The sequence below is a fragment of the Streptomyces griseus genome (assembly GCF_001715295.1).
In the GTDB taxonomy this organism is placed as follows: Bacteria; Actinomycetota; Actinomycetes; order Streptomycetales; family Streptomycetaceae; genus Streptomyces; species Streptomyces griseus_G.
Genome location: NZ_MDKB01000003.1, coordinates 970,984 through 994,484 on the forward strand (window position 1 = coordinate 970,984; position 23,501 = coordinate 994,484).

Sequence of the window (23,501 nt, forward strand, 5' to 3'; positions counted from 1 at the left end):
CATCCCACGGCGGAGGGACGTCCGCATACTGGATGTATGGGGACGTTCCGACAACGCGGCGAGGTGCCGTAGCTGTCGTCGCACGCCCGCCGGGAATTGCGGGACAGTCCTTAGGTCACCATTCCGGCCAGGCCCCAGCCGAACCAGAGCATCAGCCCCGCCGCGAAGGCGGCCCCCACCCATCTCGCACGCATGTACGGAGCATAGGGACGACGGCCGATCGCCATGCCCCCTACGGCATGGCGAGGGACGACGACCGACCGGCTCCCTCCGCATGACACACGGCCCGAAATGTCGGCTATTCCAGCATGCGCAACCGGGGGTTGACCATTTCTCCCCCCGCCCCTAGGTTTCTCGCAACCCGCTGGTACATCGATTAACCACTCCGGTTAACGTCCTGGTTGGAGACATCCCGCTGTGCGCTCACCCCTGAGTCGGCGCGGTTTCCTTGCCGCTGGTTCCGGCCTCGCCGCCGCTACCGCGCTGCCCGCAATGTCCGGCTGCTCCACGCTCGCCTCGGCCGATTCCGACCCCGGCACGCTCGTCGTCCACACCCAGCTCGGCACGACCGCGCCGGGCTCGCCCACGTACACCGCCGCCGTCAAGGCCTTCGAGAAGGAGAACCCGGGACTCCGGGTGAAGAACCTCGTCAACGGCGACGACCTCCCCCAGGTGTACGAGACCTCGCGGCTGGCCCGTAAGGAGCCGGACGTCGTCATGGTCAACCTGTACGACAAGACGCTCGCCTGGACCGACGTCGGCGCCACCGTCGACGTGAAGGACTACCTCGACGACTGGGGCCTTCGCGAGCGCGTCCTGCCCGCCGCACTCACCGAGTGGACCGACGGGAAGGGCAGGCTCCGCGCCTTCCCCTACTTCGCCACCAACTGGCCCGTCGCCTTCAACACCCACCTGCTCGACCGCGCCGGCGTCGACGCCGTGCCCACCACCGGGGACCAGCTCATCGGCGCCGCGCGGAAGCTGCGGGCGAAGGGCATCGCACCGGTGACCGTCGGCGGCAACGACTGGACGGGACAGAAGCTGCTCGCCCAGATCATCCAGACCTTCCTCACCCCGGAGGAGGCCCGGCAGGTCTACACGACCGGTGACTTCAGCGGCAGCCGGGGCGCCCGCGCGGGCATCGACTACTTCGTGTCGCTGCGGGACGCCGGTGTCTTCGCCGACAAGGCCCAGGGTCTGACGTCCGACACGATGACCACGCAGTACAACACGGAGGCGGCGGCCATCCAGTCCGCGATGTCCTCCGCGCTGGCGAAGGTCCCCGCCGGGACGGCCGGGCACACCGAGGTCGGCGGCTGGCCGCTCGCGCCGGGCGCCGCGCACGAGAAGCCGACCATCCTGCGCTCGTACACCCTCATCGGCTTCTGGATCAGCCCCAACGGCCTGAAGAAGCTGTCCTCGGTCGAGAAGTTCCTCCGCTTCATGTACCGGCCCGACATCGTCTCGCGCTTCATCACCGAGAGCGGCCGGGACATGGCGCTGGTGACCGACACGGTCAGCAAGGAGTTCCCGCTGGTGGCCGCCGCCCAGCGCCTCGGCGACCGGGTCGGCCAGGCGCTCCTGCCCGACCTCTACGTCCCGCCCACCGCCACCCAGCCGCTGATCACCGCGACCAGCACCGCCTTCACGCGGGGCACGAGCGCGGCCTCCGTGCGCTCAGCCCTGGAATCCGCCTACCGCACGGCCTGAATCCGCGCGCCCGAGCCTTTGCGAGTCCTCCCATGACGATGCTCTCGTCCGCCCCGGGCGGCGCCTCGGTCCGCGGACCGGCCGCCCCCCAGCCCTCCACCGCCACCACCACGAAGCGCCGTACGCAGGGCGGGGTCGTCCTCGCGGTGCCCGCCCTGGTCTGGTACCTGGTCTTCATGGTCGGCCCGCTGGTCGCCATCTTCGTCATCGCGGCCCTGCACTGGCCGGGCATGCTCCAGCCGGTCACCTTCGCCGGCACCGGCAACGTCAGCGCCGTCCTCGGCGACCCGGTCTTCCTGGACGCGGTGCGCAACACCGCCGTACAACTCGCCGTGGCCCTGCCGCTGATGATCGTCGGCGCGTACATGCTCGGGTACTACGTGGCGCAGAAGCCCCCGGGGCACCGCGTCCTGCGCTACCTGCTCTTCGTCCCCGGGCTGATCTCGACCCCCGCCAAGGCGATGGTCTTCTACGCGGTCCTCTCACCGGACGGCCTGCTCAACGGCGCGCTGGACAAGGTCGGTCTCGGCTCCATGACCGACGCCTGGCTCGCCTCGCCCTCCACCGCGCTCGCCTCCCTCATCGTCCTCGACTTGTGGAGCGGCGTCGGGTTCACCGCCGTGCTGTTCGCGGCCCGGCTGGGCAGCGTCCCGGACGAGATCGGTGAGGCCGCGCAGCTCGACGGCGCCGGTCACTGGCGTGCCATGTGGCGCATCCACTTCCCCGTCATACGGGACTTCGTCGGTGTCGTGACGATGCTCCAGTTCCTCTGGACGCTGTTCGGCTCCGCGCAGAACGTCCTGCTGCTCACCCAGGGCGGCCCGGGAAGCTCGTCGACGACGTTGTCCTTCCTCGTCTACCAGAAGGCGTTCATCGCGGCCGACCTCGGCTACAGCCAGACCGTCGGAGTGGTCCTCTTCCTGGTGGGCCTGGCCGGTCTGCTCACCATCCGTCGCGTCTTCCGCCAGAACTACTGATCGGAGCAGGTCCCATGAAGTCCGGAAGGTCCTGGCTGCCGGCGCACGTCTTCGCCTGGCTGTACGTGGCGCTGCTGGTCGTGCCCCTCTACTACCTGCTGGTCTCGGCGTTCAAGACGAACGACCAGATCTTCGGGAGCCCGTTCTCCCTGCCCACCTCTCTCTCCCCCACCAACTTCACCGAGTCGTTCTCCTCCGCGCACCTCGGGCCGGCCGTCCTCAACTCGTTGCTCGTGACGGCGCTGGCGCTGGCGCTCACCCTGGCGCTCGCCCTGCCGGCGGCCTTCGCCATCGCCCGGACCGAGGGGCGTCTCGGGGCGCTGGTGGAGCGGGTGTTCTCGCTGGGGTTCCTGGTCCCCACCTTCGCGGCCCTCTTCCCGACGTTCCTGCTCGCCGCCGCCACCGGGCTGTTCCACACCCGGGCGTTCATGGTGCTGTTCCTGCCGGCGACGGCGATGCCGCTGTCCGTCGTCATCCTCGTGCAGTTCATGCGGACCATCCCCCGCGAGATGGAGGAGGCGGCGCGCATGGACGGGGCGTCCACCTTCGCCGTCCTGCGGCACGTCTACACACCGATGTGCATGCCCGGCATCGCGACGATCCTGCTGCTGAACTTCCTGACCTTCTGGAACGAGTACCTCTACTCCCTCGTGATCATCGGCCCCGACCCGGACCTGCGGACGGTGCAGGTCGCCCTGCCCACGCTCAAGTCCCTGACGGGTACGGACTACGGCATCCTTACCGCGGGCACGGTGCTGACCCTGGTCCCGGTCTGGGTGGTCTACACGGTGCTCCAGAAGCGGATGCAGCAGGCCCTCGTCAGCGGAGCGGTGAAGATGTGACCAAGCGTCCCGAAGGGCGTGCCCCGGCGCGCCCCACGATCAAGGCCGTGGCCGCCGCCGCGGGGGTGTCGACCGCGGCGGTCTCCCAGGCCGTCAACGGCACCGGCCGGCTCTCGGAGGCCACCCGCCGCCGGGTCCTGGACACGGCCACGGAGCTCGGCTGGTCCCCCAGCGCCTCCGCGACCGCGTTGCGCCGGGCCAGGACCCGCACGATCGCGCTCGTCGTCCGGCGGCCCACCGACGTGCTGGGCTCCGACCCGCACTTCAGCGAGCTGATCACCGGTCTGGAGGGCGAACTCGCCCCGCGGGGCTACGGTCTGCTGCTCCACCTGGTCGCCGACATGGCGCAGGAGAGCGCGCTGTACGAACGCCTGGCCGCCGAGGGCCGGATAGACGGCGCCGTGCTGACCGACGCCCGCGCCGACGACCCGCGTCCGGAGCTGCTGCGCGGCCTCGGACTGCCCGCCGTGCTGCTGGGTGCCCCCGACACCGCCTCGCCGGTGCCCCGGGTGGGCCTCGGACAGCAGGGGGCCGGCATACGGGAGGCGGTCGGCCATCTGCTGGAGCTCGGCCACCGGCGCGTGGCCTACGTCGCGGGGCCGGCCGAACTGCTGCACACCCGGCTGCGGTTGCACGCCTTCGAGGAGCGTCTGGCCGAGGCGGGTCTGCTCCCCGTCGCCGTACGGCACAGCGACTTCACGGAACGGGCGGCCGTGGGGGTGACCGAGGAACTGCTCGCGCTGCCCGACCGGCCGACGGCCCTCGTCTTCCCGAACGACTCCATGGCCGTCTGCGCGATCGGCACCGCACAGCGCGCCGGTCTCCGGGTGCCCGGCGACCTGTCGGTGGTCGGGTACGACAACCTCTCGCTCGGCCGCTGGGTCCACCCCCGGCTCACCACCGTCGACCAGCAGGTGCAGCGCGTCGGCGCGGCAGCCGCCCGGACCCTGCTCGTCGGCTGCGGCGAGGACGTACCGCCACCCGTGCTCGACGGCCGCCCCCGTCTGGTCGTACGCGAATCGACCGGCCCCCTGCCGTCCCCGGCCTGAACCGCCGCACCACGGCACCCCCCGCACACCGAAGAGGACCTGTAGAACCATGCGACGCCACAGCGCCCAGCTCACCCACGACTCCTCCGTACTCCCCTGGCTGGGGGCCAACTTCTGGTCCCGCACCGGCGGTCCGCTGATGTGGCGGAACTACGAGCCGCGGACGGTGCGCGAGGAGCTGGCCGTGCTCAGGGAGCACGGTCTGAACATGACGAGGTCGTTCTTCTACTGGCCCGACTTCCACCCCGAGCCGGGACGGATCGACGAGGAACTCTGCCACCGGTTCCGGGACTTCCTGGACGCCCATCACGAGGCGGGGATGGGCACGGTCCCCACCTTCATCGTCGGCCACATGTCGGGCGAGAACTGGGACCCGGCCTGGCGCGGCGACCGGGACCTCTACGAGGACGTGTGGCTCGTCGGCCGGCAGGCGTGGTTCGTCTCCCAGATGACCCGGCGCTTCAAGGACCATCCGGCGGTCACGGGCTGGCTGATCACGAACGAGATGCCCGGTTACGGCCGGATCTACCAGGTCGACCCTCCGTCCAGCGATGTCGTCACCGCCTGGGCGCAGTTCATGTGCGACGCCGTGCGCGCGGCGGGTGGCACCCAGCCGGTGTCGCTCGGCGACGGCGCCTGGGGCATCGAGGTGACCGGGCGTGACAACGGTTTCTCGCTGCGGGAGACCGCGGAGTACGTCGACTTCGTGGGGCCGCACGTCTACCGCTCGGACACGGACCGGCCGCGCCAGCACTACCGGGCCGCGTTCGAGTGCGAGCTGGCCGCCGTGACGGGGCAGCCGGTCGTCCTGGAGGAGTTCGGGCTCTCCACCGACACGGTCTCGGCCGCGAACGCCGGGATCTTCTACCGGCAGACCCTGCACAACTCGCTGCTGGGTGGGGCGACCGGCTGGATGGCCTGGAACAACACGGACTACGACGACCTGTGGGACCGGTCGCCGTACGACCACCACCCCTTCGAGATGCACTTCGGGATCACCGACGGCGCCGGCCGCCCCAAGGAGCCGCTGCGCGAACTGGCCGCCTTCGCGAAGGTCCTGGAACAGGTCGACTTCAGGCGCTGCCGGCGTACCGACGCGGACGCGGCCCTGGTCGTGCCGGCGTTCCTGGAGCGGGGCTACCCCTACAGCAGGCCCGCCGACCGTCCGCTGATCTTCACCTCGCTGCACCAGGGCTATGTGGCGGCGCGCGGTGCGGACCTGCCGGTGGCGTTCGCCCGGGAGGCGGACGGGCTGCCGGAGGACGCCTCGCTGTACCTGCTGCCCTCGACCCGCCAGCTGACCACCCGCACCCGCCGCGCCCTGGAGCGCCGGGCGCGGGAAGGGGCGACGGTCTATCTGTCCTTCTGCTCGGGCGAGTACCCGACGACCCGTGGCCCGTGGTTCCACGACCTCGACGGGCTGTTCGGGGTGGAGCTCCAGCTGTCCTACGGGGTCGCGGAGCCGATCGAGGACGACGTCCTGGAGATGACGTTCGCCGAGGACTTCGGGTCGATAGCGGCGGGCGAGGTGCTCACCTTCCCGGTCGCCGGCAACGAGGACAGCCGCGCCTATCTGCCCGTCGTCCCGGACGGCGCACGGGTCGTGGCCACCGACGCGCACGGCCGCCCGGCACTGCTGTGTCACGGGACGGGCGAGGGCCGCACGGTCCTGGCGACGTATCCGCTGGAGCACATGGCGGCGCGCACGGCACGCGTCAATCCGGAGCAGACGCACCGGCTGTACGCGGCCCTGGCGGAACTGGCGGGCGCCGCACGGCCGGTGACCGTCGACACCCCGTACGTCAGCGCCGACACGCTGGTCCGCGAGGACGGGACGCGTTTCGTGTGGCTGGTGAGCCAGTCCGGCGAGGAGCTGACCGTGTGCCCGGCGGCGGACGGGGAGCTGCGCGAGCTGACCGGCGGGGAGCCGGTGCGGGACGTGGTCCTCCCCCCGTACGGGGTGCGCGTACTCGAACTGCGCTGACCGCCCTGCCCTCCCGACCTCCCGAGGTGAACCGCCCCATGCCCGAGCCGCTGTTCCGCGACCCCGAGGTGCCCGTCGCCGACCGGGTCCGCGATCTGCTGTCACGGATGACGCTCACCGAGAAGGTGGGCCAGGTCAACCAGCGGATGTACGGCTGGGACGCGTACGAGCGGACCCCGTCCGGCCATCGGCTGACGGACGCGTTCCGGGCGGAGGTGGCGGCCTACGACGGGATGGGCGCGCTGTACGGGCTCCAGCGCGCCGACCCGTGGTCCGGCGTGACGCCGGAGACGGGTATCGGCGCGGCGGACGGGGCGCGGGTCTCCGACGCCGTGCAGCGGCACGTCGTCCAGAACACCCGGCTCGGCATTCCCGTCCTGCTGGTCGAGGAGATGCCGCACGGGCTTCAGGCGCTGGACGGAACCGTGCTGCCGGTGAACCTGGCGGTCGGCGCCACCTGGAACCCGGAGCTGTACGAGGAGGCGGCCGCCCTCGCGGCCGCCGAGCTCCGGGCCCGTGGGGGCCATGTCGCGCTGGTCTCGGCGCTCGACCTGGTGCGGGATCCGCGCTGGGGTCGCGCGGAGGAGTGCTTCGGAGAGGACCCGTATCTCGCGGCGCGGTTCACCGAGGCACTCGTACGCGGTGTGCAGGGTCCGGCCGGGGAGCGCATCGGGCCGGACCGCGCGGCCGTCGTCCTCAAGCACTTCGCCGGGCAGGGGGCCACGGTCGGGGGCCGCAACAGCGCGGCCACCGAGCTGGGCGCGAGGGAGCTGCACGAGATCCACCTGGTGGCGGCACTGGCGGGTGTGCGGGCCGGAGCCGCGGGTCTGATGGCGGCGTACAACGAGTTCGACGGCGTGCCGTGCGCGGCGAACCACCGTCTGCTGACCGGAATCCTCCGGGAACAGTGGGGCTACGACGGCCTGGTGATGGCCGACGGGCTCGCGGTCGACCGTCTGGTGCGGATGGCGGGTGACCCGGTTGCGGCCGGTGCGCTGGCGCTGCGTGCGGGGACCGATCTGAGCCTGTGGGACGACTGCTACCCCCGGCTGGCGGAGGCGGTCCGGCGGGGTCTCGTCGAGGAATCCGCGCTCGACACCGCGGTGGGCCGCGTCCTCGCGCTGAAGTTCCGCCTCGGCCTCTTCGAGCACCCGTACACCGCGGGGCGGGCCGCCGGGCGGGGGCCGGACCGCGCCCGCCTGGAGCGGCTGAGCGAGCGCATCGCCCGCGAGTCCGTCACCCTCCTCGAACACGACGCGGTGACGCTGCCGCTCGCGGGCCGGCGGATCGGGACCGTAGCGGTCATCGGGCCGAACGCCGATTCCGTTCCGCAGCAGATCGGCGACTACACCGCCCCGCAACCGCCCGGGACGGGCAGCAGCGTGCTCGCCGGCATCCGGGCCGCCGCGCCGCAGGGGACCGACGTCGTGTACGCCGAGGGCTGCGGCCTCGTGGGCGGGGATCTGTCTGATCTGCCCGAGGCGGTGGCGCTCGCCGGCGCCGCCGATGTGGCCGTGCTGGTCCTCGGCGGATCGAGCGCACGCGAGTCCGGAACCCGTTTCGACGCCAACGGGGCAGCCGTGGTCACCTCCGGCAATCCGGTGGAGATGACCTGCGGCGAGGGCGTCGACCTCGCCGAACTCGGCCTGCCTGCGGGGCAGTCGGCCCTGCTGGACGCCGTCGCCGCGACCGGGACACCGGTGGTCGTGGTGATCGTCCAGGGCCGCCCCCACGCGCTGCCCGACCTCTCCGGCAGGGCGGCCGCGGTACTGAGTGCCTGGTATCCGGGTCCGTGGGGCGGGAGGGCGGTCGCGGACGTGCTGTTCGGCGCGGCCCAGCCGCAGGGGCGGCTGCCCGTGTCCGTACCCCGCTCGGCGGCCCAACTGCCCGTCTTCTACAACGGGAAGGACCACGGCTACCGGGGGTACGTCGACCAGCCCGCCACGGCCCGTCATCCTTTCGGTCACGGGCTGTCCTGCACGACGGTCGAGTACGGCGCACCCCGGCTGTCCCGGTCGTCCCTGGCGGTGGACCGGTTCGAGGGACCGGCACCGGTGAGCTGTGCGGTCCGCGTCGCCAACACGGGCACGCGACCGGTGCGGGAGACGGTCCAGCTCTACGTGCGCCGGGTGCTCGGCGGGACCTCGTGGCCACGGGTGCGCGAGCTGCGCGGTTTCGCGCAGGTGGAACTGGCGCCCGGCGGGAGCACCGAGGTCACCTTCGCGGTGGACGCGCGGACACTCGCCTCGTTCACCCTCACCGGGCACTGGGCCGTGGAGCCCGGCGAGTTCGCGATCGGGACGGGCCCGTCGTCGCACCGCACTCGGGAGGCACCGCTCACGGTGACGGCGAGACCACCGGCCGGACCGCGCGCAGCTCCGCGGTGACGGAGCGGCCCTCCGTCGGCGGAGGCCGGCTCCACGCCGGTGCGCACAGGCGCGTTCCTACCGTCACCCTGACCTCGCGCGCCCCCCTTTCGGACCTGTCTGCGCAGGTCATCGGGGTGCCACGCTGCTTCTGCCACGGGCATCGTCCCGCCGACGAACAGTGAGAGGTAGTCACCATGAACCGCATCACCGCATGTGCCGCCACCGCGATCCTCCTGGCCGTCGGGCTGGGGTCGGGCCCCGTCTCGGCCACCGACGCGCGCACGGCCGCCGGGCAGAGCGGGCACGCCGCCCCGGCCGCCGCGTTCACCCGGTGCACGCACGGCTACTTCTGCGCGTTCGCCGGCTGGAACGGCGAGGGGACCCGCTGCCAGTGGACGGTCCGCGAGATGCGGAACACCGCCGACAACTGCTCGTTCATCCGCGAGGGGCGGAACGTCCTGTCGGTGTGGAACAAGACCGAGCACCGGGTGCAGTACTACACGCAGACGAACTTCCACTCACGGGTCGGTTCCACGCTCGCCGGGCAGGGCGGCAACCTCCAGGGCGACTACCAGATCCGCTCCTTCAAGCCCCAGTAGCCGGGGAAGCCGCCCCATCCCGGGGACGGACGGACGGGCGGGCGGCCGGCGCCGGGGCTCGGACCCGGCGCGGGCTCACTGCACGCGGGCGGACGACCGACCGCCTTCGTCCTCGTCGCTGTCGTCGCCCGGGATGTGGACGTCGAAGACGGTGATGTTGATCTCGACGACCTCCAGACCGGTCATGCTCTCGACCGCGTCCGTCACGTTGGTCCTGACCCGGTCGGCGAGTTCGTGGATCGGCACGCCGTACTCCACCTTGATGGCGACATCGACCGCCGTCTGCTTCTCCCCCACTTCCACCTTGACGGAGCGCCCTGCCGCGGAGGACCCGGACACCCGGCCGGTGACGGCTCCCAGCGCCTTGGACGCCCCTGTGCCCACCGCGTGCACGCCGTCCGTGTCACGGATGGCGATGCCCGCGATGGTGGCGACGACGTTGTCGGAGATGGTGGTCGTGCCGCGTCCGGTCTTTTCCGTGTTCCCGTCCAGTTCAGCCATGACTGCCTCACAGAGGGTTGGTACGACAGGCCGGCCCGGTTCTCACCGACCCTCGTTCCACAGTGCGCCCGCCCGTCGCCCGCCGCCATCGGAGTGACACAGCGCCGCGCCTCGGCACTCTCCGCCATCTTCCGGACGCCCGGCCCATCCGGGGGCGGACCGGCTCCGAATCACCGGTGAGGGTCAGGACCAGCCCTCACCTCCCTGTCCGGGGGCGCGGCGGCCCGCGCCCCCGGACAGCCCTTCGCAGAGCCCCTCGCGCGCGCCGCCCCGATCCCACCCCGCACTCCCCGGGCTTCCCCTCCGTGGTGCCGTGCCCTCCGGCGGACAGCCCCGTCGGCGCGTGAGGCGCGGCCGGGACCGCCTGTCGTCCCCGCCCGCCCGGAGGTGCAGCCGGGGCGGCGGGCGTGCTCAGCATCACCCTGGACAGCCACCGTGACCGCCGGGTAACTTCTGACCAGGACTGAGCAAGCGCTTAGCCATCCTGACCGAAGCTGCAGCTGAAGCCGACTGAGGAGGCACCCCCGTGCGCCGTACGGTGTACAACGAGGACCACGAGGCGTTCCGGGAGACCATCCGCGCCTTCATCGAGGCCGAGGTCGTCCCCGTCTACGACGAGTGGTTCGCCGCCGGCCAGGCTCCTCGCGACTTCTACTACAAGCTCGCCGAGCTGGGCATCTTCGGCATCGAGGTGCCCGAGGAGTACGGCGGCGCGGGCGAGGAGTCCTTCAAGTTCGAGGCCATCATGTACGAGGAGACCGCACGCGCGGGCGTCTCCTTCGGCGGTTCCGGGGTGCACGTCCTGCTCTGCCTGCCGTACATCAAGTCGTACGCCACCGAGGAGCAGAAGAAGCGCTGGCTCCCGGACTTCGTCAGCGGGAAGACGATGTACGCGATAGCCATGACCGAGCCGGGCACCGGTTCGGACCTGGCCGGCATGAAGACGACGGCCAAGCTCTCCGAGGACGGCACGCACTACGTCCTCAACGGCGCCAAGACCTTCATCACCGGCGGCGTGCACGCGGACAAGGTCATCGTCTGCGCCCGCACCGACGCCCCCAGGGCCGACGACCGGCGCCACGGCATCTCGCTCCTCGTCGTGGACACCAAGTCCGAGGGCTACTCGGTCGGCCGCAAGCTCGACAAGCTGGGCCTGAAGGTCTCCGACACCGCCGAACTGGCCTTCGTGGACGTCAAGGTGCCCGTCGAGGACCTGCTCGGCGAGGAGAACAAGGGCTTCTCCTACCTCGGCCAGAACCTCCCGCAGGAGCGCCTCGGCATCGCCGTCGGCGCGTACGCCCAGGCCGCCGCCGCCGTGCGCTTCGCCCAGCAGTACACGCAGGACCGCACCGTCTTCGGCAAGACGGTCGCGTCCTTCCAGAACACCAAGTTCGAACTGGCCGCCTGCAAGGCCGAGGTGGACGCGGCCGAGGCCGTCGTCGACCGGGCCATGGACGCCCATGACGCCGGGGAGCTCACCGCCGCCGAGGCCGCCTCCGCGAAGTTGTTCTGCACCGAGGTCGCGCACCGCGTGATCGACCGCTGCCTCCAACTGCACGGCGGGTACGGCTTCATGAACGAGTACCCGATCGCCCGCCTGTACACGGACAACCGGGTCAACCGTATCTACGGCGGCACCAGCGAGGTCATGAAGTCGATCATCGCCAAGTCCATGGGTCTGTAGAGCGGTCGCCCTCTCCCCATGAGCTCAGCACTCGACTCCCTGCTCGATCTGCTCGACCTCGAGCGGATCGAGCAGGACATCTTCCGGGGCACGAGCCGTTCGGCGGTCGTGCCCCGGGTGTTCGGTGGCCAGGTCGCCGCCCAGGCCCTGGTCGCGGCGGGCCGTACGGTCGCACCGGACCGGGCCACCCACTCCCTCCACGCGTACTTCCTGCGCGCCGGGGACCCCGGGGCGCCCATCGTCTACAGCGTCGACCGGATCCGCGACGGACGGTCCTTCACCACCCGCCGGGTCGTCGCCGTCCAGCACGGCAAGCCGATCTTCCACCTCTCCGCCTCCTTCCAGGCGCATGAGGACGGTCTGGACCACCAGACCCCGATGCCACCCGCCCCGGACCCCGGGACGCTGCCCACGGCCGAGCAGGCACTCCCCCGGTACGCCGACCGCTTCGGCGACCCGTCGGTCGTGGACCGCCTGATCGAGGCGCGTGCGGCCGTCGACCTGCGGTACGTGGACGCCCCGCCGTTCGCCAGCGTCGGCGAGCCGCGCGAGCCGAGGTCGCAGGTGTGGTTCCGCACCGACGGCAAGCTGGCCGACGACCCGCTGCTGCACGTCTGCATGGCGACGTACGTCTCCGACATGACACTGCTCGACGCGGTGCTCCTCGCCCACGGGCGCGGCGGCTGGGCCGTGGGCGACGTGGTGGGTGCCAGCCTCGACCACGCGATGTGGTTCCACCGGCCCTTCCGGGCGGACGAGTGGCTGCTGTACGACCAGGAGTCGCCGTCGGCGTCCGGCGGGCGCGGCCTCGGCCAGGCCCGGATCTACACGGCGGACGGGCAGCTCGCCATCACCGTGATCCAGGAGGGCGTGGTCCGCGTCCCGAGGGACTGAGCGGCGCCCCTTCGGACATACTCGCCCCCATGAGCGACGAGAAGAACCGGGGCGGGGACTCCGGCGGCGAGTCCACGGTCACCGTCGTCGTCGCCGCGGCCGCCAATCTCGGCATCGCCGTGGCCAAGCTGGTCGCGGGGCTGATCAGCGGTTCCAGCGCCATGCTCTCCGAGGCCGCCCATTCGGTCGCCGACACCGTCACCGAGGTCATGCTCCTCACCGCGCTCAAGCGCAGCGGGAAGCCCGCCGACGAGGAGCACCCGCTGGGGTACGGCCCCGAGCGGTACATCTGGGCGATGCTCGCCGCCGTGGCGACGTTCGTCGGCGGCGCGGTGTTCTCCCTGTACGACGGCATCCACACCCTCACACAGGGTGAGGAGCTCGGTGATCCGCTCGTCTCGTACCTCGTCCTCGCGGTCGCCTTCGTCCTGGAGGGTCTCTCGCTGCGCACCGGGATCCGCCAGGTCCGCGGCGAGGCGGCCCGCCTCCGCATGCCCGCTCCCCACTACCTGCGCCGGACCTCGGACACGGCCGTCAAGGCCGTGGTGATGGAGGACTCCGCCGCCCTCACCGGTCTCCTGCTGGCCGCCGGTGGCCTCCTCGGCGGGCAGCTGTCGGGTTCCGGGATCTGGGACGGCATCGCCTCCGTCCTGATCGGCGTCCTGCTGGTGTACGTGGCCTGGGTGCTCTGCCGGTCCAACGCCCAGCTGCTCATCGGCCGCCCGCTCCCCGCGGAGATGCGGGCCGGGGTGCGCGAGGAGCTGCTGTCCGTCCCGCACGTCGTCGAGGTGCTGGAGCTGACCACGCTGATCCAGGGCCCGAGGGAACTGCTGGTCGCGGCGAAGGTCGACTTCCGGGACGCGTCGACCGCCGCGGAGATCGAGTGGGCCTGCGAGGAGGCGGAGCAGCGGCTGCGCGAGCGGTACCCGTCGATCCGGCGGGTGTATCTGGACCCGACCCCGGGGCTCGCACAGCGGTCGGCGGCGCGCTCCGGCGGATGACGGGACGCGGACGGGCGCCGAGTGAGCCGGTCGCACACCGGACAGAGGGACGTGCGCCCGAGCGCCGGGGTCCGGGCGGCTCGCGGCGGGCAGGACCCTGGCGGGCCTTCCGCCCGCCGCCTCCCTCCCCCCGAGGAGTCCCGTCGTGGCCCAGCACGCAGCACGCATCGTCCTCGACCCCGCGGCCCGCGACGCGGACGCCGAGCACCGGCTCCTGCGCGCCGAGGGGCTCGCGGCGCGCGTCGACATACTCGGGGTACCGGCCTGGTCCGTGTCCGACCCCGCGCTGCTCAGAGAGCTGCTGACCAGCCCGGACGTCTCCAAGGACGGACGCCGGCACTGGCCCGGTTACGAGCAGGCCGTCCGGAGCTGGCCGCTCGCCCTGTGGATCGCCGCCACGAACATGTTCACCGCCTACGGCGGCGATCACCGCCGCCTGCGCCGGATCGTCGCCCCGGCGCTCAGCGTCCGGCGCGTCGCCGCGTTGAAGCCCGTCGTCGAGGACCTCGTGGAGCGGCTCCTCGACGCCCTGGAGACCACACCCCGGGGCGGAAGCGCGGAGCTGCGGGAGCGGTTCGCGCATCCGCTGCCCATCGCCGTCATCGGCCACCTCATGGGCATGTCCGACGACCGCGGCGGCGACTTCCGAGCGCTCGTCGACGGGGTGTTCGACACCACGCGTTCCCCCGAGGAGGCCGCCGACAACACCCAGCGGCTGTACGCGATGCTCGACGACCTCATCGCCACCAAGCAGGCCGCCCCGGGCGACGACCTGACCTCCGCACTGATCACCCTGCGCGCGGACGGAGAGACGGCCGGCGGGCCCGCACTGAGCGAGTCGGAGTTGCGTGACACGCTGCTCCTGCTCATCAACGCCGGATACGAGACCACGGTCAATCTGATCGACCAGGCCGTCACCTCCCTGCTCACCCGCCCCGAACAGCTCGCCCACGTCCGCGCGGGCCGCGCCACCTGGGCGGACGTGGTGGAGGAGACCCTGCGCCACGAACCGCCCGTCAAACACCTGCCCCTGCGGTACGCCGTCGCCGACATCCCCCTGCCCGACGGGCGGGTCATCCGCCGGGGCGAGGCGATCCTCGCCTCCTACGCGGCCGCCAACCGCCACCCCGACTGGCACGAGGACCCCGACCGCTTCGACGTCACGCGGCTGACCAAGGAGCACCTGGCCTTCGGCCACGGCATCCACTTCTGCCTGGGGGCGGCCCTGGCACGGCTGGAGGGCGAGACCGCGCTGCGCGCCTTCTTCGGCCGGTTCCCGGACGCCGAGCTCGCCGTGGCCGAAGGGGAGCTGGAACCCATGGCCTCGCTGATCAGCAACGGTCACCGGTCCCTGCCCGTACGCCTGTGCCCGGTGTAGGGACCGGCAGGCGGGCGGAGTCCCTGAGCCGCCCGCCTGCGGGAGGCCGGCGCCTTACGCCAGGTCCGCGGTCGGGAGCAGTCCGGCCGCGTCCAGCAGGTAGTCGGTCATCGGGTCGTAGAAGCGCGGGTCGGTGACGTGGTCGTCCAGGGGCACGGTGACCTGGAGGGTGCCCTCCGACTCCCCCAGGAACAGCGCCGGATCGTTGGAGTCCGCGTACCCGATGGAGTCGAGCCCGCGCTGCCCGGCGCACCCGGCCCACCCGTGGTCCGCCACGACCAGGTCGGGCTGCGGCCGGCCCTCCCGCTCCAGCCCGTCCAGGACGGCGGCCATCGGGGCCGGGGAGTGCGTGTGCCACAGGGTCGCGCCGCGCTCCAGGACGGCCACGTCCGCGAACTGGAAGACCATGCCCTCGTCCGCCATGAGGCCGCCGGGAATCCGTACGATCTCGCATCCGGCGGCTCGCAGCGCCGCCGCCGTCTGCCGGTGCACGTCCAGCAGCCCGCCCGGGTGCCCGGTCGCGAACAGCACGCGCTGGCCGCCGTCCGCCGCCTTGCGCAGCCGTGCCGCCATCCGGTCCAGGGCGGCGACGGTCAGCTCCGGGTCGATGGTGTCCTGTCCCTGCCGGTGCTCCGGGTCGTCGCTGACACCGCACCGCTCGGCCATCACGGCCAGCACGTCCTGCTCGTCCCGCCACCGGTCGCCGAGTTCGAGTCCCAGCCAGTAGTGGCGGTCCCCGTTGGCGAGCTTGCGGTAGTGGGAGAGGTTGTTGTCGCGGGGAGTGGCGACGTCGCCCGCGATACGGGAACGGACGAGGTGCTCCACGAGGGCGGCTCGGCTGGGTATCGGCATGCACCCATTGTGCCGTCACGTACGTGGGTGCGCCCGGGTATCGCACGAGCGACGCGCCCGCACGGGGCGGTGGACCCCGTGCGGGCGCGGGACGAGGGCGGGCGCCTCGGGGCGCGGCTCCTCAGCCGGCCTCCGTCCGTACCCAGTCCAGGGTGCGCTCCACGGCCCGCTTCCAGCCCGCGTACCCCTCCTGGCGCCGCTCCTCGCTCCACTGCGGCTCCCAGCGCCTGGACTCCTGCCAGTGGGTGCGCAGTTCGTCGGTGTCGCGCCAGAAACCGGTGGCGAGTCCGGCCGCGTACGCCGCGCCGAGCGCCGTGGTCTCGGCGACCACGGGACGGCTGACGGGTACGCCCAGCACGTCTGCCTGGATCTGCATGCACAGGTCGTTGGCGGTCACGCCGCCGTCGACCCTGAGCACGTCGAGGTGCACTCCGGAGTCCTGTTCCATCGCGTCCACCACGTCGCGGCTCTGGTAGCAGATGGCCTCCAGGGTGGCGCGTGCGATGTGCGCGTTGGTGTTGTAACGGGCCAGGCCGACCATCGCCCCTCGCGCGTCCGAGCGCCAGTAGGGCGCGAACAGGCCGGAGAAGGCGGGTACGAAGTACATCCCGCCGTTGTCCTCCACCGACCGGGCGAGCTGCTCGCTGTCGGCGGCGGTGCTGATGATCTTCAACTGGTCGCGGAGCCACTGCACGGCCGCGCCGGTGACGGCGATGGAGCCTTCCAGCGCGTAGACGGCGGGGCTGCCGGCGAACTGGTACGCCACGGTGGTCAGCAGCCCGTTGCGCGAACGCACCAGCTCGTTGCCGGTGTTGAGGACGAGGAAGTTGCCGGTGCCGTAGGTGTTCTTCGCCTCGCCGGGCGCGAAGCAGACCTGGCCGACCGTGGCCGCGTGCTGGTCACCGAGGACCCCGGTGATCGGGACGGCGGCGTTCAGCGGCCGTGAGGTGCGGCAGGCTCCGTAGGCCTCCGCGTCCGAGGACGGGTGGATGCTGGGCAGCATCGACCGCGGGATCCCGAAGATGTCCAGCAGTTCGTCGTCCCAGTCCAGCGTCTCCAGGTTCATCAGCATCGTGCGGCTGGCGTTGGTGACGTCGGTGGCGTGGATCCCGCCGTTCGGTCCGCCGGTAAGGTTCCACAGCACCCACGCGTCCGTGTTGCCGAAGACCGCGTGGCCCGCCTCGGCGGCCTGGCGGAGCCCGTCGACGTTCTCCAGCAACCACTTGATCTTGCCTGCGGAGAAGTAGGTGGCGGGCGGCAGGCCCGCCTTGTGCCGGATGACGTCCCCGTGGCCCTCACGCTCCAGGGCTGCGGCGATCTTGTCCGTGCGGGTGTCCTGCCAGACGATGGCGTTGTAGTACGGACGGCCGTTGCGCGGGTCCCAGACCACCGTGGTCTCGCGCTGGTTGGTGATCCCGATGGTCCGGAGGTCCGAGGCCTGCAGGCCGCCTGCCCGGACGGCGTTCTGCATCACCGTGTTCGTGCGTTCCCAGATCTCCACGGGGTCGTGTTCGACCCATCCCGACCTGGGAAGAATCTGGCTGTGCTCCAGCTGGTGGCGGGCCACCTCGTTACCGGCGTGGTCGAAGATCATGAAGCGCGTGCTGGTGGTCCCCTGGTCCACCGCGCCGACGAATTCGGGCATCGCTGCCGTCCCTTCTCCTTGTGCAGAGGGCGCGCCGCTGGAACGCGCCGCGCCGGGCGGGCGCCGGCACCGTCTGCCCTCAGCATCGGGGCCGGCCGGCCGGCCTGCCCGCAGGGCGCGTCCATTGGAGGGCCGGTGCGGGCGGGCCGGCGCACCGGCCGTGGGTCTCAGCGCTTCCGCGTCGGTTCGTCGGGGACGTGGCCCTCCTGCTCGGGGCCGCGGCGCGCCTTGACCAGAGGGCTGATCAGCAGGTCGTAGACCACGGCCCCGATGACGCCGCCGATGAGCGGGCCCACGATGGGGATCCACCAGTAACCGCTGAACCACTGGTACCGCCCGGGCAGGGCGATGGAGCCCCAGCCCTCGAAGAAGGTGAACAGCCGGGGACCGAAGTCACGGGCGGGGTTGATGGCGTACCCGGCGTTCGTACCGAAGGTCATGCCGATCGCCACGACGACGAGGCCGATGACGAACGGCGCGAGGTTGCCCATCGGCGCCATGTTCCGGGTGTCGGTGATCGCGCAGATCAGGAGGAGCAGGATGCCTGTGCCGATGATCTGGTCGAGCAGCGGACCCCACCAGGAGTTCCCGAAGTACTCGGCCGGGAAGGTGGCGAAGATGGAGAAGGTGGGGAGCGATTCCTCCCGGGAGAGGCCGGCCTTCTGGTTGAAGGAGTCGATCGCCCACCGGTAGGACGCGTACACGAGCGCGGCGGCCACGAAGGCCCCTGCCAGCTGGGCGATCCAGTAGGGCAGGACCTTCCGCCAGGCGACTGAGCGCCGGACCGCGAAGGCGAGCGTGACGGCCGGATTCAGGTGTGCGCCGGTCACGCCTCCGGCGACGTACACACCGAAGATCACTCCGAAGCCCCAGCCCCAGGCGATGATCAGCCAGTCGGCGGGTCCGAAGGGGACGGACTGGCGCCCCGACCCGGGGAGGCCGGCGACCGCGAGGGCCACCGAGCCGATACCCAGCAGAATGAGGACGAAGGTGCCCAGGAACTCGGCGAGCATCTCGCCGCCCAGACCCTCCCGGTAACCCCGTCGACGTGTCGTGTGATCAGCCACAGCTCTCGGCTCTCCTCGGTCGGGTCGGTACGGGTGGCCGCCGTGCCCGCCGATGTGCACGTCACCGGCGTCGCGTCCCACCCGTGCCGCCGATGTGCGCGGAGGCCTGGAGGTCTCCCCGCCACTGGGGCCGGGACACCACCTGGGGGGCCGCGGACCGGACTCGGCCCTGGCGATCGCGCGCACCGGGCAGCGTAGGAGAGACGCTCGGGACACACGGCGGTACTGTGCGGAGCCATGTGACAACTGTCAGTCATCACGAATGATTAGTCCTATTATGTACGGAAATGGCATTCCGTCGACTTTTCCTGACCCCGACCCGGCGGGCGGCATCGTGCGACCGCCGGGAACACCGCCCGAGGAAGACCGGCCGGGGCCTCGGCGACCCCCCGCCGGGACCAGCCCCGGGCGGGCATGGGCAGGCCCCTCCGGAGCGCCACACCTCATCACCCGAACGGGTCACGCACACGCGCGGTCGGCCCGCGCCCCCTGGAGGCCTCAGCCGCCCGCCGCCGCGAAGGCGCCGCGGGCCAGCCGGTGCAGCAGGGCGGCGGTGGCCGCGCGGCCCGGCAGGGCCTCCGGGCGGGCCAGGTGGGGCGTGGAGTTCAGCAGACCGAAGACCGCGTGGACGGTGACGCGCGCCTCGTTCTCCGCGAGGGCCGGGTAGAGGGCACGGACGACCTCGACCCAGACCTCGACGTACTGCCGCTGGAGCCGGCGCACCCGCTTGCGGTCGGCGTCACGCAGACGGTCCAGTTCCCTGTCGTGGAGGGTGATCAGGGGCCGGTCGTCCAGGGCGAAGTCGATGTGGCCCTCGATGAGGGCGTCCAGGAGCGCCTCCGGAGAGCCGCCCGGGGCCGCGGCGTCCTCCGCGACGCGGAGCCTGCCCCCCTCCAGCAGCCGCTCGCTGATGCCGACGAGGAGCTCCGCGAGCATCGCGTCCTTGCCGGGGAAGTGACGGTAGAGGCCGGGACCGCTGATGCCGACCGCCGCCCCTATCTCGTCGACGCCCACCCCGTGGAACCCGCGTTCGGCGAAGAGGCGGGCGGCCTCCCGGAGGATCTGCTCGCGGCGGGTGGGGGCCGCGACGCGGGTGACGGCACGGGCGGCGTTGCGGTCGGCGGCGTGGGTGCTCATGAGGATTCATTCTAGACAGGCGGGTTAGCGCTCGTTAACCTGAACGGAACGCGTTAACGCTCATTAACTCTCGTCGGTCCCCGCGGTGCGGGCGGCCGACCACTGCGGTACGGGCAAGGGGGCTCGACAGATGCAGCAGGCACCGGTCCTGACGAGCGCGGCCGATCCCGCCTCGGAGGCCTGGCAGGCCAACGAGGCGGCGCATCACGCGCTCGTCGAGGAGCTGCGCACGCGGCTCGCCACGGCACGGCTCGGCGGGGGTGAGAAGGCCCGCGCCCGCCATGTGGCGCGTGGCAAGCTGCTGCCGCGGGAGCGTGTGGACGCCCTGCTCGATCCGGGTTCGCCCTTCCTGGAGCTGGCGCCGCTGGCGGCCGAGGGGCTCTACGGGGGCGCCGCGCCGGCGGCCGGGGTGATCGCCGGGATCGGGCGGGTCAGCGGCCGCGAGTGCGTGATCGTCGCCAATGACGCGACCGTCAAGGGCGGCACCTACTACCCGATGACGGTGAAGAAGCACCTGCGCGCCCAGGAGGTGGCCCTGGAGAACCGGCTGCCCTGCCTCTACCTCGTCGACTCGGGCGGGGCGTTCCTCCCGATGCAGGACGAGGTGTTCCCCGACCGGGAGCACTTCGGCCGGATCTTCTACAACCAGGCCCGGATGTCGGGTGCGGGCATTCCGCAGATCGCCGCGGTGCTCGGGTCCTGCACGGCGGGCGGGGCGTACGTACCGGCCATGAGCGACGAGGCCGTCATCGTCCGCAACCAGGGGACGATCTTCCTGGGGGGTCCGCCCCTGGTGAAGGCCGCCACCGGCGAGGTCGTCACGGCCGAGGAGCTCGGCGGCGGCGAGGTGCACTCCCGTACGTCGGGGGTCACCGACCACCTCGCCGAGGACGACCCGCACGCGCTGCGGATCGTCCGGAACATCGTGGCGACCCTCCCGGGCCGGGGGCCGCTCCCCTGGACGGTGGAGCCCGCCGAGGAGCCGAAGGTCGACCCCGCCGGGCTGTACGGCGCGGTGCCCGTCGACTCCCGCACCCCCTACGACGTGCGGGAGGTCATCGCCCGGGTGGTGGACGGCTCCCGCTTCGCCGAGTTCAAGGCGGAGTACGGCCAGACGCTGATCACCGGCTTCGCCCGGATCCACGGCCACCCGGTCGGCATCGTCGCGAACAACGGCATCCTGTTCTCCGAGTCCGCCCAGAAGGGCGCCCACTTCATCGAGCTGTGCGATCAGCGCTCCATCCCGCTGGTCTTCCTGCAGAACATCTCCGGCTTCATGGTGGGCCGGGATTACGAGGCGGGCGGCATCGCCAAGCACGGCGCCAAGATGGTGACGGCCGTGGCGTGCACCCGGGTGCCGAAGCTGACCGTGGTCGTCGGGGGTTCCTACGGGGCGGGCAACTACTCCATGTGCGGGCGGGCGTATTCGCCGCGCTTCCTCTGGATGTGGCCCAACGCCAAGATCTCCGTCATGGGCGGCGAGCAGGCCGCCTCCGTGCTGGCCACGGTCAAGCGCGACCAGATCGAGGGACGCGGCGAGGAGTGGCCCGCCGAGGACGAGGAGGCCTTCAAGGATCCGGTCCGCGCGCAGTACGAGCAGCAGGGCAACGCCTACTACGCGACCGCCCGGCTGTGGGACGACGGCGTGATCGACCCGATGGAGACCCGGCAGGTGCTGGGTCTCGCCCTGACCGCGTGTGCCAACGCCCCTCTGGGTGACCCCCAGTTCGGCGTCTTCCGGATGTGATGTGAGGACTTCCATGTTCAGCACTGTTCTGGTCGCCAACCGCGGCGAGATCGCGGTCCGGGTCATCCGGACCCTGCGCGAGCTCGGTGTGCGGTCGGTCGCCGTCTTCAGCGACGCGGACGCGGACGCCCGGCACGTGCGGGAGGCGGACACCGCGGTCCGGATCGGACCGGCGCCGGCCGCCGAGAGTTATCTCTCCGTGGAGCGGCTCCTGGACGCCGCCCGGCGCACGGGCGCGGAAGCCGTCCACCCCGGGTACGGCTTCCTCGCGGAGAACGCCGCCTTCGCCCGGGCGTGCGCGGAGGCGGGCCTCGTCTTCATCGGCCCGCCCGCCTCGGCGATCTCCCTCATGGGCGACAAGATCCGCGCCAAGGAGACGGTCGCGGCGGCCGGCGTCCCGGTGGTGCCCGGTTCCTCCGGAAGCGGGCTCACCGATGAGCAACTGGCCTCCGCTGCACGAGAGATCGGCACGCCGGTCCTGCTTAAGCCCTCCGCCGGCGGTGGCGGCAAGGGCATGCGGCTGGTCCGCGAGGAGCCGCTGCTCGCGGACGAGATCGCGGCGGCGAGGCGTGAGGCGCGCGCCTCGTTCGGGGACGACACGCTGCTGGTGGAGCGGTGGATCGACCGGCCGCGCCACATCGAGATCCAGGTCCTGGCCGACGGGCACGGCGGTGTCGTGCACCTCGGCGAGCGCGAGTGCTCCCTCCAGCGACGCCACCAGAAGATCATCGAGGAGGCCCCCTCGGTCCTGCTCGACGAGGGCACCCGGGCGGCGATGGGCGAGGCGGCCGTCCAGGCGGCACGTTCCTGCGGGTATGTGGGCGCGGGCACGGTCGAGTTCATCGTCCCGGGCAACGACCCCTCGTCGTACTACTTCATGGAGATGAACACCCGTCTCCAGGTCGAGCACCCCGTCACCGAGCTGATCACCGGTCTCGACCTGGTCGAGTGGCAGCTCCGGGTCGCCTCCGGGGAGCGGCTCCCGTACGCCCAGGAAGACATCACCCTCACCGGGCACGCCGTCGAGGCACGGGTCTGCGCGGAGGACCCGGCGCGCGGCTTCCTGCCCTCCGGCGGCACGGTGCTCGCCCTGCACGAGCCGCAGGGCGGTGGGGTGCGGACGGACTCGGGTCTCGGCGAGGGCGTCCCGGTCGGCAGCACGTACGACCCGATGCTGTCGAAGGTCATCGCGTACGGACCCGACCGGGCGACGGCTCTGCGCCGGCTGCGGGCGGCGCTCGCGGACACCGTGGTGCTGGGTGTGCCGACGAACGCCGGGTTCCTGCGGCGGCTGCTGGCCCATCCGGCGGTCGTCGCGGGCGACCTGGACACCGGTCTCGTCGAGCGCGAGGCCGACGGCCTGGTGCCCGAGGGCGTACCGGAGGAGGTGTACGCGGCGGCGGCGCTGCTGCGTACGCCCTCGCCGCCGTCCTCCGCGGGCTGGGTCGACCCGTTCTCGGTACCCAACGGCTGGCGGCTGGGCGGGACGCCGGCCGAGACCTTCCACCACTTCCGGGTCCCGGGTCACGACCCGGTGCGCGTGGGGGTGCGTGCGGAGCCGGGGGGCACGGCCCGGCTGACGTTCGGGCACGCCGGGGACCGGGAGGAGCCGGCCGACGCGTGCGGCCCGGTGCCCTCGCTGCCCGGCGCGGAGGCGTCCCGGCTGGTCTCCGTGGACCCGCTGCACGTCACCGTCGAGGTCGACGGACTCACCTGTACGTTCAGCCGGGCCACCTCCCCGGAGGGGGTCTGGCTCGGCCGGGACGGGGACACCTGGCACGTCCAGGACCACGACCCGGTGGCGGCGTCACTAAGCGGCGCCGCCGGCTCCGGCGCGGACACACTTGCCGCGCCCATGCCCGGCACGGTCACGGTGGTGAAGGTGGCCGTCGGGGACGAGGTCGCGGCCGGGCAGAGTCTGCTGGTCGTCGAGGCGATGAAGATGGAGCACGTCATCTCCGCTCCGCACGCCGGCACGGTCACCGAACTGGACGTCACCGCGGGCACCCCGGTCGCCATGGACCAGATCCTGGCCGTGGTGGCCCCGAAGGAGGAATCGTGACCG

18 protein-coding genes are annotated in these 23,501 nt (G+C 72.0%); 13 read left to right on the forward strand and 5 right to left on the reverse strand.

The genetic code is table 11. The features are described from left to right. The first annotated feature begins 417 nt into the window (after window positions 1-417). From BA175_RS20465 to BA175_RS20495, 7 genes are all read left to right on the forward strand, one after another. On the forward strand, window positions 418-1,710 hold the full coding sequence (locus tag BA175_RS20465; RefSeq protein WP_069172876.1) for an ABC transporter substrate-binding protein: 1,293 nt from the start codon (window positions 418-420) through the stop codon (window positions 1,708-1,710). Between the two features lie 32 nt (window positions 1,711-1,742). After that, a complete protein-coding gene (locus tag BA175_RS20470; protein WP_069172877.1) occupies window positions 1,743-2,687 on the forward strand; it encodes a carbohydrate ABC transporter permease in 945 nt (314 codons plus the stop codon). A 14-nt stretch (window positions 2,688-2,701) separates the two neighbouring features. Continuing rightward, on the forward strand, window positions 2,702-3,529 hold the full coding sequence (locus BA175_RS20475; protein ID WP_069172878.1) for a carbohydrate ABC transporter permease: 828 nt from the start codon (window positions 2,702-2,704) through the stop codon (window positions 3,527-3,529). Beyond that, window positions 3,526-4,578 carry a LacI family DNA-binding transcriptional regulator gene (locus tag BA175_RS20480; protein WP_069172879.1) on the forward strand — a complete coding sequence of 351 codons (1,053 nt, stop codon included), beginning with the start codon at window positions 3,526-3,528 and terminating at the stop codon, window positions 4,576-4,578. Before BA175_RS20475 ends, BA175_RS20480 begins: the two co-directional genes overlap by 4 nt. 49 nt (window positions 4,579-4,627) lie before the next feature. Further along, complete coding sequence (locus tag BA175_RS20485) at window positions 4,628-6,562, forward strand: glycoside hydrolase 5 family protein (RefSeq protein WP_069172880.1); 1,935 nt, start codon at window positions 4,628-4,630, stop codon at window positions 6,560-6,562. 38 nt (window positions 6,563-6,600) lie between these two features. Further along, window positions 6,601-8,949 carry a glycoside hydrolase family 3 N-terminal domain-containing protein gene (locus BA175_RS20490; RefSeq protein WP_069172881.1) on the forward strand — a complete coding sequence of 783 codons (2,349 nt, stop codon included), beginning with the start codon at window positions 6,601-6,603 and terminating at the stop codon, window positions 8,947-8,949. 176 nt (window positions 8,950-9,125) lie between these two features. Further along, window positions 9,126-9,530: a peptidase inhibitor family I36 protein gene (locus BA175_RS20495; RefSeq protein ID WP_069172882.1), complete on the forward strand. Its 405-nt coding sequence runs from the start codon at window positions 9,126-9,128 to the stop codon at window positions 9,528-9,530. Between the two features lie 75 nt (window positions 9,531-9,605). Here the strand turns inward: BA175_RS20495 and BA175_RS20500 are convergent, their stop codons facing one another. Further along, entirely contained in the window at window positions 9,606-10,031 is a 426-nt protein-coding gene (locus BA175_RS20500) for an Asp23/Gls24 family envelope stress response protein (RefSeq protein ID WP_069172883.1), read from the reverse strand. Window positions 10,032-10,557: 526 nt separating this feature from the next. Here BA175_RS20500 and BA175_RS20505 point away from each other — a divergent pair. From BA175_RS20505 to BA175_RS20520, 4 genes are all read left to right on the forward strand, one after another. After that, entirely contained in the window at window positions 10,558-11,715 is a 1,158-nt protein-coding gene (locus BA175_RS20505) for an acyl-CoA dehydrogenase family protein (RefSeq protein WP_069172884.1), read from the forward strand. An 18-nt stretch (window positions 11,716-11,733) separates the two neighbouring features. Next, entirely contained in the window at window positions 11,734-12,609 is an 876-nt protein-coding gene (locus BA175_RS20510; protein ID WP_069172885.1) for an acyl-CoA thioesterase, read from the forward strand. Window positions 12,610-12,638: 29 nt separating this feature from the next. Beyond that, window positions 12,639-13,610: a cation diffusion facilitator family transporter gene (locus BA175_RS20515; RefSeq protein ID WP_069172886.1), complete on the forward strand. Its 972-nt coding sequence runs from the start codon at window positions 12,639-12,641 to the stop codon at window positions 13,608-13,610. Window positions 13,611-13,755: 145 nt separating this feature from the next. Beyond that, the gene (locus BA175_RS20520; protein WP_069172887.1) at window positions 13,756-14,988 is read left to right on the forward strand and encodes a cytochrome P450 family protein; all 1,233 of its coding nucleotides are present in this window, start codon (window positions 13,756-13,758) and stop codon (window positions 14,986-14,988) included. A gap of 54 nt (window positions 14,989-15,042) precedes the next feature. On the opposite strand, the gene BA175_RS20525 is transcribed toward BA175_RS20520, so the two are convergent. The 4 genes from BA175_RS20525 to BA175_RS20540 all read right to left on the reverse strand — a co-directional run bounded on the left by BA175_RS20525 (window position 15,043) and on the right by BA175_RS20540 (window position 19,689). Continuing rightward, entirely contained in the window at window positions 15,043-15,840 is a 798-nt protein-coding gene (locus tag BA175_RS20525; RefSeq protein WP_069172888.1) for a phosphatase, read from the reverse strand. Window positions 15,841-15,961: 121 nt separating this feature from the next. Next, window positions 15,962-17,485, reverse strand: coding sequence for a glycerol kinase GlpK (gene glpK, locus BA175_RS20530; RefSeq protein WP_069172889.1), 1,524 nt, complete (start codon window positions 17,483-17,485; stop codon window positions 15,962-15,964). Window positions 17,486-17,652: 167 nt separating this feature from the next. Beyond that, on the reverse strand, window positions 17,653-18,498 hold the full coding sequence (locus tag BA175_RS20535) for an MIP/aquaporin family protein (protein ID WP_107407600.1): 846 nt from the start codon (window positions 18,496-18,498) through the stop codon (window positions 17,653-17,655). A gap of 552 nt (window positions 18,499-19,050) precedes the next feature. Continuing rightward, window positions 19,051-19,689 (reverse strand): SACE_7040 family transcriptional regulator, encoded by a 639-nt coding sequence (locus BA175_RS20540; RefSeq protein WP_069172891.1) that lies wholly within the window; start codon window positions 19,687-19,689, stop codon window positions 19,051-19,053. A gap of 130 nt (window positions 19,690-19,819) precedes the next feature. Between BA175_RS20540 and BA175_RS20545 the strand changes: the two genes are divergently transcribed. Together BA175_RS20545 and BA175_RS20550 are read left to right on the forward strand one after the other, a co-directional pair. Continuing rightward, the gene (locus tag BA175_RS20545) at window positions 19,820-21,436 is read left to right on the forward strand and encodes a carboxyl transferase domain-containing protein (protein ID WP_069172892.1); all 1,617 of its coding nucleotides are present in this window, start codon (window positions 19,820-19,822) and stop codon (window positions 21,434-21,436) included. A 13-nt stretch (window positions 21,437-21,449) separates the two neighbouring features. Continuing rightward, a complete protein-coding gene (locus BA175_RS20550; RefSeq protein ID WP_069172893.1) occupies window positions 21,450-23,498 on the forward strand; it encodes an ATP-binding protein in 2,049 nt (682 codons plus the stop codon). Window positions 23,499-23,501: the final 3 nt, after the last annotated feature.